At 61.4% G+C, this 11,471-nt stretch carries 11 protein-coding genes; 8 read left to right on the top strand and 3 right to left on the bottom strand.

Features of this window, described 5'->3' with window-relative positions; genetic code table 11:
• Nucleotides 1-15: 15 nt before the first annotated feature.
• Both BS626_RS07855 and BS626_RS07850 read left to right on the top strand, forming a co-directional pair.
• Nucleotides 16-1,191: a methionine aminotransferase gene (locus BS626_RS07855; protein WP_075181822.1), complete on the top strand. Its 1,176-nt coding sequence runs from the start codon at nucleotides 16-18 to the stop codon at nucleotides 1,189-1,191.
• 14 nt (nucleotides 1,192-1,205) lie between these two features.
• Nucleotides 1,206-1,985, top strand: a complete 780-nt coding sequence (locus BS626_RS07850) for a transporter substrate-binding domain-containing protein (RefSeq protein WP_075181821.1) — start codon at nucleotides 1,206-1,208, stop codon at nucleotides 1,983-1,985.
• 22 nt (nucleotides 1,986-2,007) lie between these two features.
• Here BS626_RS07850 and pepT read toward each other — a convergent pair whose 3' ends face one another.
• Nucleotides 2,008-3,246: a peptidase T gene (gene pepT, locus BS626_RS07845; RefSeq protein ID WP_075181820.1), complete on the bottom strand. Its 1,239-nt coding sequence runs from the start codon at nucleotides 3,244-3,246 to the stop codon at nucleotides 2,008-2,010.
• 125 nt (nucleotides 3,247-3,371) lie between these two features.
• Here pepT and BS626_RS07840 point away from each other — a divergent pair, with 125 nt between their 5' ends.
• Nucleotides 3,372-4,967, top strand: a complete 1,596-nt coding sequence (locus BS626_RS07840; RefSeq protein WP_075181819.1) for an ABC transporter substrate-binding protein — start codon at nucleotides 3,372-3,374, stop codon at nucleotides 4,965-4,967.
• A 452-nt stretch (nucleotides 4,968-5,419) separates the two neighbouring features.
• Entirely contained in the window at nucleotides 5,420-5,989 is a 570-nt protein-coding gene (locus BS626_RS07830; protein WP_075182094.1) for a GNAT family N-acetyltransferase, read from the top strand.
• Here the strand turns inward: BS626_RS07830 and BS626_RS07825 are convergent.
• Nucleotides 5,980-6,612, bottom strand: a complete 633-nt coding sequence (locus BS626_RS07825) for a TetR/AcrR family transcriptional regulator (protein WP_075181817.1) — start codon at nucleotides 6,610-6,612, stop codon at nucleotides 5,980-5,982. The genes BS626_RS07830 and BS626_RS07825 overlap by 10 nt on opposite strands.
• 280 nt (nucleotides 6,613-6,892) lie before the next feature.
• Here BS626_RS07825 and BS626_RS07820 point away from each other — a divergent pair, with 280 nt between their 5' ends.
• The 3 genes from BS626_RS07820 (at nucleotide 6,893) to BS626_RS18115 (ending at nucleotide 9,819) form a co-directional block, all read left to right on the top strand.
• Entirely contained in the window at nucleotides 6,893-7,153 is a 261-nt protein-coding gene (locus BS626_RS07820; protein WP_075181816.1) for a YdgH/BhsA/McbA-like domain containing protein, read from the top strand.
• Between the two features lie 22 nt (nucleotides 7,154-7,175).
• Nucleotides 7,176-7,433 carry a hypothetical protein gene (locus BS626_RS07815; RefSeq protein ID WP_075181815.1) on the top strand — a complete coding sequence of 86 codons (258 nt, stop codon included), beginning with the start codon at nucleotides 7,176-7,178 and terminating at the stop codon, nucleotides 7,431-7,433.
• Nucleotides 7,434-8,514: 1,081 nt separating this feature from the next.
• On the top strand, nucleotides 8,515-9,819 hold the full coding sequence (locus BS626_RS18115; RefSeq protein ID WP_240494283.1) for an MFS transporter: 1,305 nt from the start codon (nucleotides 8,515-8,517) through the stop codon (nucleotides 9,817-9,819).
• On the opposite strand, the gene BS626_RS07810 is transcribed toward BS626_RS18115, so the two are convergent.
• Nucleotides 9,701-10,885, bottom strand: coding sequence for a sugar transporter (locus tag BS626_RS07810; protein ID WP_075181814.1), 1,185 nt, complete (start codon nucleotides 10,883-10,885; stop codon nucleotides 9,701-9,703). The genes BS626_RS18115 and BS626_RS07810 overlap by 119 nt on opposite strands.
• A 135-nt stretch (nucleotides 10,886-11,020) precedes the next feature.
• Between BS626_RS07810 and BS626_RS07805 the strand changes: the two genes are divergently transcribed.
• Nucleotides 11,021-11,470 (top strand): ribonuclease domain-containing protein, encoded by a 450-nt coding sequence (locus tag BS626_RS07805; protein ID WP_075181813.1) that lies wholly within the window; start codon nucleotides 11,021-11,023, stop codon nucleotides 11,468-11,470.
• The last annotated feature ends 1 nt before the right edge of the window (nucleotide 11,471 follow it).

The raw sequence follows: 11,471 nt of genomic DNA, 5'->3' as shown, positions 1-11,471 counted from the left end.
GCTCGGGAGCGATTCATGACTTTATCCAGCGGCGTTACCCCGCGTGCCAAACTGCCGGATGTCGGCACCACCATTTTTACCGTCATTGGTCAGCTCTCTGCGGCGCATGGCGCGATTAATTTATCGCAGGGGGCCCCCAACTTTCCCTGCGATGCGCGTTTGGTTGAACAGGCGCATCGCGCCATGCTCCGCGGACATAACCAGTATGCGCCAATGACCGGGCTCACGGCGCTAAAAGAGGCGGTGGCCGGGAAGGTCGCCACCCTCTATCACCGGGAGTACGATCCGGGCAGCGAGGTACTGATCACCGCCAGCGCCAGTCAGGGGATCTATGCGGCCATTGCCGGCCTGGTGCACGCTGGCGACGAGGTGATTTTTTTTGAGCCGGCGTTCGACAGCTACGCACCCATTGTCCGTCTGCAGGGTGCCACGCCGATCGGTCTGAAGCTGAGCTGTCCAACGTTTCGCATCGACTGGGACGCGCTGCGTGCACAGATTACGCCGCGAACGCGAATGATCGTGCTGAATACGCCGCACAATCCCAGCGGGCAGGTACTGCAGCCTGACGAGTTGACCCGGCTGGCGGCGCTGGTGCGCCACACCGACATTGTGTTGCTGTCGGACGAAGTATATGAGCACGTGGTGTTTGATGGTGCGCAGCACCAGAGCATGGCCCGGCACCCCGAGCTGGCCACGCGCAGCGTGATTGTCGCGTCATTTGGCAAAACGTTTCACGTTACCGGTTGGCGGGTGGGGTACTGCCTGGCGCCGGCGGCGCTGATGGCGGAAGTGTGTAAAGTTCATCAGTTTATGATGTTTGCGGCCGATACGCCGATGCAGCACGCCCTGGCGGCGTGGATGCAGGAGCCGGCGCACTGGCAGCAGCTGGGCCCGTTCTATCAGCAGAAGCGCGATCTGCTCAGCCGCCTGCTGGCGGACTCGCCTTTTGAGCTGCTGCCCTCGGCGGGCTCATTTTTTATGCTGGCCCGCTACGGGCACTTCAGCGATCGGCCCGATCATGAAATGGTCAGGCAGCTGATTATTGAGTATGGTGTGGCGACGCTGCCGCTGTCGGCATTTTATACCGATGGCACCGATAACCGTATTATCCGTCTCTCTTTTGCCAAAGATGATGCCACGCTGCACGCCGGCGCCGAGGCGCTGTGCCGCGTATCATCGCAACATGTATGAAGGGGTAACGCAGAATGAAAAAAATACACCAGGCCTTACTGGCGCTGACGCTGACCACCTCCTTTTCAACGCTGGCGGCAGACACGCTGCGCTACGGCGTGGAGTCGCAGTACCCGCCGTTTGAAAGCCGCAATACCCGGGGCGATCTGGAAGGCTTTGATATTGATCTGGGTAATGCCATCTGTCAGGCCGCTCAGCTGCAGTGCCGCTGGGTAGAGAGCAGTTTTGATGCGCTGATTCCCGGACTGGCGGCCAAAAAATTTGATGCGATTAATTCGGCGATGAACATCACCGCGCAGCGCATGAAGAGCATTGCCTTTACCCGCCCGATTTACCGCATTCCCAGCCAGCTGGTGGGGCGTCAGGGGGCGGGAATGCAGCCGACGGCGGCGGGCCTGCAGGGGAAACAGATCGGCGTGCTGCAGGGCAGCATTCAGGAAACCTATGCAAAACGGCACTGGGAACCGAAAGGCGTCAGTATCGTCGCCTATCAGGATCAGAATCAGATCTACAACGATATGGTCGCCGGGCGGCTGGATGGCACGCTGGTGATGTCGGCGGCCGGGCAGTCAGGCTTCCTCAGTAAGCCGCAGGGTAACGGTTTTGGCTTCATCGGTGAGCCGGTCGAAGATGATGCTATTCTCGGGAGCGGCATCGGTTTTGGTCTGCGTAAAGGGGACGCCGCGCTGAAGGCGAAGCTGGATGCGGCCATCGCCGGGCTACAGCAGTCCGGGGAAGTGACAAAACTGGCGGAGCGCTACTTCCCCGGCATCGACGTTAGCGTGAAACCCTGATGGCGCGCCCGGGCGCTATCGATCAGCGCAGGGCGGGGCGGGCGGCCAGCAGGCAGAGCTGTTCCGCCACCTGATACGACTTTTCAAACGCCGGCAGCGGCAAAAACTCAAACCGCGAGTGGAAATTGTGCGCACCGGTAAAAAAGTTCGGCGTCAGTACGCCCCTGGCCGACAGCGCGGCGCCGTCGGTGCCGCCGCGCATCGGAATCACCGTCGGGGTCACGCCGGCGGCGGCAAAGGCGGCGTACATCAAATCGATAGCGCGGCGATCGTCGTCGATGGCGTTGCTGATGTTGCTGTACACATCCGTCACCGTCATCGTCACCTTGCCGGTGGGATAGCGCCCGGCAATCTCCCGCACCGCGGTCTGCAACGCCGCTTTGCGTTCGGCAAAGCCCCTCAGATCGAAGTCGCGGATCGCCGCGGTTAATACCGCCTCGCTGGCATTAGCCTGCAAGTCGTTAAACCAGATATATCCCTCGCGTCCGGCGGTGCACTCCGGGGTCTGCCGGCGGTCAAACTGGCTGATAAAGTCATGGGCCATCAGCAGCGGATTTACCAGCACGCCTTTCGCCGACATCGGATGGGCGGTTACCCCGGTAAAGCGAATTTCCGCCGAGGCGGCATTGAAGTTTTCATAGACCATCTCTCCCTGCGCGCAGCAGTCGATGGTCCAGGCGAAATCGACATTGAAGCGCGCATGCAGATCCAGCGCCTTTGCACCGCGCAGGCCGATCTCCTCATCCGGGACGAACGCCACCACGATATCGCCGTGCGGCTCGCGCAGACGTGCCATCAGCGTCATCACCACCGCCACCGCCGCTTTGTTATCCGCGCCAAGCACGCTGGTGCCGTCGCTGAACGCGATATCGGCGCCGCGCCACGGCAGGATCTCCGGATGATCGGCCACCCGCAGCCAGATATCCTGCTCGCGGTTCAGGCAGAGATCCTCGCCGTCAAAGCGCAGAATTTGCGGGTGGATATGGGGCGACAGGCCGACATCGACGGTATCAATATGGGTAATAAAACCGATGCGCGGGGCACCCGGTACGCTGCCGCGCTTCACTGCCGTCACGGTGGCCGTCGCGTCAACCACCACCTCGTCCAGCCCTGACTCCCGCAGCTCATTAGCCAGCAGAGCCGCCATCTGATGCTGGCCAGGCGAGCTGGGTAGCGCGTTGGAACGGGCATCGCTCTGGCTACTGACGGCGAGGTAGCGAAAAAAACGTTGGCACAGCTGCTGCTGAAGCGTGGGGGCCATCGCAGATCCTTATTTTTTGGCGAGAACGCTGTATTCCAGCGAAAAATACTGTTAATCATGAAGAGGATAGCAAGCAGTATTACGCAAACGGACAGGTAAAAGTCAACTGAAAAAAGAGGATGCATATGCGTAAGCAAACCGCAATAACCTGGCTGGCCGGGACGCTGGCGATCGCCCTCAGCGCACCGGCTGGGGCGAAAACGCTGGTCTACTGCTCAGAAGGCTCACCGGAAAATTTCAATCCACAGCTTTATACTTCTGGCACCAGCGTCGATGCCAGCGCGGTCCCCATTTATAACCGGCTGGTGGATTTTATTCCGGGAACCACTGAGCTGGTACCGAGCCTGGCCGAACGGTGGGAGATTGGCGAGGGGGGACGGGTCTATACTTTTACCCTGCGTCAGGGGGTGAAGTTTCAGGGGAATAAGTACTTTACCCCCACCCGCGACTTTAACGCCGATGACGTGATTTTCTCTTTTATGCGGCAAAAAGATCCGCAGCATCCGTATCACCACGTATCGCATGGCACCTATGCCAATTTCAACAGCCTCGAATTTGGCAGCCTGATTCAGTCCATTGAAAAGCTCGACGATCGCCGGGTTCGCTTCACGCTCAGCCATCCGGAAGCACCGTTCCTCGCCGATCTGGCGTGGTATTTCGCCTCCATTCTCTCCGCCGAGTACGCCGAGGCGATGATGAAAGCCGGGACCCCCGAGCGGGTGGATAACGATCCGCTTGGCACCGGTCCGTTCCAGCTGGTGCAGTATCAGCCTGACTCCAGGCTGGTGTATAAGGCGTTCCCTGCTTACTGGCAGGGCAAGGCGAAGCTCGACCGGCTGGTGTTCTCAATTACCCCCGATGCCTCGGTACGCTACGCCAGACTCCGTAAAAACGAATGTCAGGTGATGCCGTTCCCCAATCCGGCCGACCTGGAGCGGATGCGGGCCGATCCGGCGCTCAACGTGCTGGAAAAACCGGGGCTGAACATCGGCTTCCTGGCGTTTAATACGCAAAAACCGCCGCTGGATCGCGTTGAGGTGCGTCAGGCGTTGAGTATGGCAATCGACAAGCCGGCCATTATTGCAGCCATCTTTCAGGGCAGCGCTCGCGTGGCGAAGAACCTGCTGCCGCCCACGGTGTGGGGCGCGGCGAATGACCTGCCTGATACCCCTTACGATCCCGCCCGCGCGGCGACACTGCTGCGGCAGGCCGGGATAGCCGAGGGCAGTGAAATTACGCTGTGGGCGATGCCGGTGCAGCGGCCCTATAACCCCAACGCCCGGCGGATGGCCGAAATGATCCAGGCGGACTGGGCCAGAGTCGGGATTCGCGCGAAAATTGTGAGCTATGAGTGGGGAGAATACCTCAAACGGGTCAGAGCGGGGGAGCATCAGGCCGAGCTGATGGGCTGGACCACCGCCACCGGCGATCCGGATAATTTCTTTGGGCCGCTGTTTAGCTGCACTTCCGCGCAGGGCGGCTCTAACTCGTCGCAGTGGTGTGATCACGCCTTCGATACGCTGATTAACCGGGCGCGGGCGGAGCCGGATCGCGCCGTCCGGGGGCAGCTCTATCATCAGGCGCAGCAAAGGATGCAGGACCAGGCCCCGGCGGTGATGATTGCCCACGCCACGCTGTTTGAGCCGGTGCGCAATAACGTCGTCGGCTACGAGGTAGACCCCTTCGGAAAACATCTGTTCTGGCCGGTGGATCTGCGTTAGAAACCGTCCGCTGTTTCGCAGCGGCGGACGCCATTTGACGCGGTGCACATTGGCTTTAACACTTAAGCGTCAGGTTATCCATCTGCTCACAAGGGAGGTAAGATGAGCGGCAAGTATGAGATGTTCAGCGGCCAGAACGGGCGGTGCCGCTTTCGGCCGCATGCCGCCACCGGTGGGGCCATGCCGGCCCGTGAAGACGCTTTCCCCAAGCCTCCGCGTCTGAGAGGGGGGGCGTTGATGCAACACCACCGCGGGAACGGGAGCCCCCTTCGGCGGCCGGTGGCGAACACCGGTCCAGCGTATGTTATTTTCGGCGCGGATGACCCTCAGATAACCGAGTCACCTCAGCAATGCCGCGCGTGCCGGGCGCGGATTCGCGACCTGGCTGCGAGGCAGAAAATTGGGCTGATTTTAGCCATCGGGGAGCCGGGAGAGTGAGCGGCCGCGACCTCATGTTGCCGCTCTGTGAGCCCCCTCGCGAACTCACCACGCCTCGCCTGCTGCTGCGCGGCTGGCGTGAGGACGATCTGCCGATTTTCAGCGCGATGAACGCCGATCCCGACGTTATGCGCTTTTTTCCCGACGTGATGACGCCGGCGCAAAGCGAAGAGATGCTGGCGGTGATCCGCCAGCGCTTCGTGGAATATGGCTGGGGGCTGTGGGCGGTAGAGCGGCGCGACAGCGGCGACTTTATCGGTTTTATTGGCCTGAATCCGGCGCCGGAACGGTTGCCCTTTTCGCCCGCGGTTGAAATTGGCTGGCGCCTGCTGCCGCAGGCGTGGGGGCAGGGGCTGGCGCCCGAGGGGGCAGGACGGGTACTGACCGAGGCTTTTACCCACTTCGCGCTGCCGGCAGTGGTCGCCTTTACAGCGAAAATCAATCACCCGTCGCGGCGGGTGATGGAAAAGTGCGGTATGAGCCAACAGGGGGAGTTCGAGCACCCCCGGGTGCCGGAGTTGCACCCGCTGCGCGAACACGTCTGGTACCGGTTAACCCGGGAGCACTGGCAGGATCAGGGCTGAGTCAACAGCGGCCACTGGCGCATAAACAGATCGATGATGCGGTTCAGCGCCTCGGTGCTGGCCCCCTCGCGCGCGCGCACCGACATCCCCTGTAGCAGGCAGGCAAGATACTCGGCCAGCGGCGCCAGCGCCAGTTTGGCGGGCAGCTCTCCCCGCTGCTGACGCTGAGTAAGAAAGCGCAGTAGCGCCTCTTCCTGCGCGCGATGGCGGGATTTCAGCAGTTCGGCCACCTCCGCAGAATTTGCCGCCAGCGCGGTGGAGGTACAGATAATAAAGCAGCCGTTCGGCGTCTTACCGTCGCTAAAACACGCGGCGGTGGTGCGGAAAAACGCCTCAATGGCGTCGGCGACGTTTTGCTCCGGGCAGTCGAGCGCCGCATCGCGCTGCGCGGCGAACTGCTCCATGTAGCGCTCAAGCACGGCGCGGAACAGCCCTTCCTTATTGACGAATTCTGCATACAGCGTGGGGGCTTTGGCGCCGGTTGCGGCGACCAGATCCGCAAGCGACGTCGCCTCATAGCCGTGTTGCCAAAACAGGGCCAGCGCTTTATCCAGCGCGGCATCACGATCGAAAGTCTTGGGCCGACCGCGATTCTTTTTCAGGCAGGGTGGTTGATCGCTCACATCGCCTCCTTAATCATTGGGTTCTGTTAACTTACCGATCATTAAATAAAATGCAACCGTCCTGGCCAGAAAGGGGGCAATGACGTAGCAGGCTAAGCAATTCGTGCGCAAGTCAATCCGTTAACTTATTGATAGGGTTAATTTCTGCTCTTTTATATAACGACTGTTAGGAAAATAAAGTTGATCCAGATCACGCTGAGGCGTAACCTTTACCTATCGATCGTTAACTTAATGGTTGGCGACGCCCATACCCTGCTAATTGAATGATAAGGAAGAGACGATGAATACCCTGAAAATGACTCTGGCTGCACTGGTTCTGTCCGGTTTGTCCGCGAGCGCTTTCGCCGCTGACCAGCTAAACGCAGCGCCGTCCGATCAGCAGCCTGTCGGCGTGGTGAGTGCTAAAATTAACAGCGCCAATCTGACCGCGCTGGAAGCAAAACTGGCGGCAAAAGCCGATGCGGCGGGTGCTAAAGCTTACCGTATCACTTCCGCGGTCGGTGACAACAGCCTCTACGGCACCGCTGAGCTGTATAACTGATCGCGGTCGACCGGGAGGCAAAATGACTTCGTCATGGCTGGCGGCGACAGGATTATGGCTGTTCGTCGCCGCGCAGGCCGTCGCGCAGCAGGATATCGCCAGCATCCGTGATCCTGAGCCCGCCGCGCCGATGGTCTCCGGCAGCGCTCCCCTGTTACCGGCCGGGCAATTTTTGACGGCGATTCCGGCATCGCTGACCGACACGGTGCGTCAACGTACCGTGCCCGTTGGACAGCCTCCGCGATCGGCAGACGCGCAATCGCGTAGTAATCTAATGTAGCGATCTGATAATGATAAAGATCGACCCTCTGCTCGCCGCCGCGCACTTACCCATGCGCGGCGGCTTTTTTGTGCCGCTGGCCGCCTCCATTGGCAGACAAACGCGGCGGCTACGGCTCTCTGCGCCGTAGGTATGCGTATTTGTCGACGACGCCCGTGCCAACGAACGTGCAGGCTTCCTGTCCGGATACAGCTGTATCGTCAGGATGCTTTTCCTGCGAGCAGGTTTAAACATCACGGAGGATGGGTAATGCGCAAATCTTATCGTGCATATTTAAGGGATTTTTCATGGCTGACGATGAAATGGTATGCCGGACGACACCGGCTACGACCGCGATGACATTATCGGCGACGCACTCACCAGGCCGGCATTCACCGCCGCGCAAAAAATCCTCCGGTGCCGATCGGGGAGATATCGCTGGCGGTGGGGCAGCTCTTTGATAACACGGGGTACTGGCGGGCGAACACAGACTGTCTGCGGCTGGCGCCGGCCCGCTGCGCCGGCCTGGTCGGCGAGGCACTGGCAACAGCGTGCGCAAAGGAAGGATGAAAAGTGCGCCTGGCCGGACAACGCCCGCCGGCAGGGTGGTCACACTCATCTTTCCCGGCCGTTTGACCTTTATTAGCCGGGCTATCCACTCAACGACAGTGAGACAGAGGCGCAGGTGAAAGCCTGCGTCAGCAGCATCGGGCGGCAGACGCAGAGGAGCGGCTCTGTGCCGGTGAAGGTGCCGGGCAGCAGCCTTATCCGGCGGTTCGACGCGGGGACGAAGACCGATGGGGCTGACCCCAATCGGCGTAAAGCTGGCCCGCTTTCTCAACCCTAACCGGGTAGATATCGGTAGCATCAAGGCTAACGGCTATGCTCCCCGTATGCGCCATGTTATCAGTGAGACGCGCTGTCCGTATGGAAGGGGCAGCAACATGCACGCCTTGCGTGTGGTTACGCTTTTCAGCGTCTATCTCGCCTTGGCATCGTGGTCACCTGTCGCTCGGGTTGGCGGCCTGCGCGGCGCCGTCCGCCTGACATTTTCGTTGACAGTTGCTATGCTCGCCAGCACACACCTTTTCACGTTGTTACCATGACCGCATCCGTTCACCTTCCCGCAGCGCGCCACACAGCCGTGCTCGGCCTGATACAGATCCTGAGCTGGGGCGGATCGTTTTACCTGCTAAGCGTGCTGGCGACGCCAATCGTGACCGATACCGGCTGGTCGGCGCAGTGGGTATACGGCGGCCTGTCGCTGGCGATTGCCCTCTCCGGGCTGCTGTCTCCGCGGATCGGCCTGGCCATTGCCGCCGGCCACGGCCGTCGCGTGCTGGCCGCCAGTGGCCCTCTGATGGCCTGCGGGCTGCTGCTGCTGGCGCTCAGCCACGCGCTGCCGCTCTATTTGCTGGCCTGGTGTTTGCTGGGGATCGGCATGGCGATGGGCCTCTACGATCCGCTGTTCGCCACTATGGGCACGCTGTACGGCGCGGCGGCGCGGCGGGCCATCAGCGGGATTACGCTGATTTCCGGCTTCTGTACTTCGCTGGTGTGGCCGGCCACCGCGCTCTTTTTACACTGGGGCGGCTGGCGGGGCGGGTGCCTGATCTGGGCGGCGATCCTGCTGCTGTGCGTACTGCCGGCCACCCTCTGGGCGCTGCCGCCCGCTGCGCCGCGTCAGCGTGTCCCGCCGCTGCGCGCGCCGCCGCCCGCGGATATTGCCCCGGCGTTGTTCTGGCTGCTGAGCGCCATTTTTACCCTCGCTTCCGTGGTGATGACCGCCGTCTCGCTGCAGCTGATCGCACTGCTGCAGGCGGGCGGCTATGGCCTCAGTGCTGCGCTGGCGCTGGCGGCCATACCCGGTCCCTGTCAGGTTGCGGCGCGGGTGCTGGACAGGCTGTTTCACCAGCATCACCCGCTGTGGGCCACCGGGTTTTCCGTTGGTCTGGTGGCGAGTGGTTTAGCCGTGCTGGCGCTGTTTCCGGGCGCTGCGGCGCTGAGTATGCTGCTGTACGGGGCCGGTAACGGCCTGCGGGCGATCGTGCGCGGCACGCTGCCGCTGGCGTTGGTCAGCCAGCCGCAGTATGCGCGGGTAATGGGGCGGATTGCGCGCCCGGCGCTGCTGGGGCAAGCGCTAACGCCGCTGGCGGTGGGCGCGCTGCTGACGTACGGCAGCGCCAGCCTGCTGCTGGTGCTGCTTACTGTACTGAGCGTTGTGAATTTGCTACTGGTATGGAGGCTCCAGCGCTATCTGGCGCGGCGGCCGCGCGCCGACGAATGCCCTACTGGATGTGACGCAGCACCGGATAGCGCTGGCATAGCCAGGCGCACCACAGCAGCGCCACCAGCCCCAGCACCCCGCCAACGTAGCCGACCTGCGCCATCTGCAGATGAAGACTGACCTGGTTGCCGAGCAGCGCGCCGGCGCCAATACCGATATTATAGATCCCGGAAAACAGCGACATCGCCACGTCGGTAGCATCCGAGGCCAGTCCCAGAACCCGCACCTGCAGAGTCAGGCCAATAGTCATCATTGCCATGCCCCACAGCACGCACAGGGTGACGATCGCGGGCATCCGGGGGGCAGCCGCGTACAGCAGCAGCATACAGGCCGCAACGGTAGCAATGGCGCCCAGCAGCAGCGCCACCGGGCGCCGCTGGCCGAGCGCGCTGAACAGCAGGCTGCCAAGGATCCCCGCTGAACCAAAAATCAGCAGCAGCAGGGTGGTGAAGTTGTGACTCATGCCGGCCACGCCTTGCATAAAGGGTTCGATGTAGCTGTAGGCGGTATAGTGTGCGGTAACCACCAGCGCGGTCAGCAGATACATGCCAACCAGCGGCGGGCGGGAAAACAGCTGCGGTACGCTGCGCAGTGAGCCGGTGTGTTCACTCGGTAGCGTGGGCAGCAGCCGCGCCAGCGCCAGCAGGGTCAGCAGCGCCACGAAACCAATTACGCCGAACGTGGTCCGCCAGTCCAGCAGTTGGCCAATCACCCGGCCAATCGGTACGCCAAGCACCATCGCCAGCGCGGTCCCGGTGGCCAGCATACTCAGCGCCTGGGTCTTTTTCCCCGCCGGCGCAACGCGAATTGCCAGAGAAGCGGTGATTGACCAGAAGACCGCGTGGGCAAATGCGATCCCGGCGCGCGCCGTTACCAGCACCCAGAAGTTCCACGCCACCACCGACAGCATATGGCTGAGGATAAACAGGATAAACAGGCCAATCAGCAGCCGCCGCCGCTCGATATGGCGTGTCAGCAGCATCAGCGGCAGCGACATCAGCGCGACGATCCAGGCGTAAATGGTGAGCATAATACCCACATCGGCGGTCCGCATCGAAAAGCTGGCGGCGATATCCGACAGCAGACCAACCGGAACAAACTCGGTGGTATTAAAGATGAAGGCGGCCAGCGCCAGCATCACAACCCGCAGCCAGGCGGTTTTTCGGGAGACAGTATTTGATAACATCGGCAGGCGCTTCTGGTTGAATGTCGTGCCACGATATAATCGTGCGCTAAGTCACACTATTGTCGGTGATATGCGCAGGGATGAAAACCCTTGCGGAAAAAAAACGCGGTATTTCCGTGCTGAATGAGGAAAGGCATGAAACACAGTAAACTGATCATCGCGCTGGCCGTAGTGGCGGCCATTCTGGCAGGCATCTGGCTGCGCCAGGATCCGCTCCCTCCGGCGACTGAGAACGCCCGCGGCGCCCAGCTGGCGGATGCATTAACGGCTGAAGTACAGGTGGTGAATTACCTTCGTCAGCACCGGCGTCTGCCGGACTATTATGTCACCAAGCGCGAAGCGCGCGCCGCCGGCTGGGATGCGCGCGCCGGTAATCTGTGCGAAGTGCTACCGGGCAAAGCTATCGGCGGCGATCGCTTTGGTAACCGCGAGCAGCAGCTGCCGATGAAGGCGGGCCGGCAGTGGTTTGAAGCGGACATTAACTACCGCTGTGGTCGTCGCGGTGCTGAGCGGCTGCTGTACTCGACCGACGGACTGATCTATCTCACCCGCGATCACTATCGACACGTGGAGGCGGTAAAGTAAC

It is taken from the genome of Pantoea sp. 1.19 (assembly GCF_001922585.1).
GTDB lineage: Bacteria > Pseudomonadota > Gammaproteobacteria > Enterobacterales > Enterobacteriaceae > 1-19.
The sequence above is the reverse complement of the archived record's forward strand: the minus strand, read 5'-3'. Positions and strand labels throughout refer to the sequence as shown.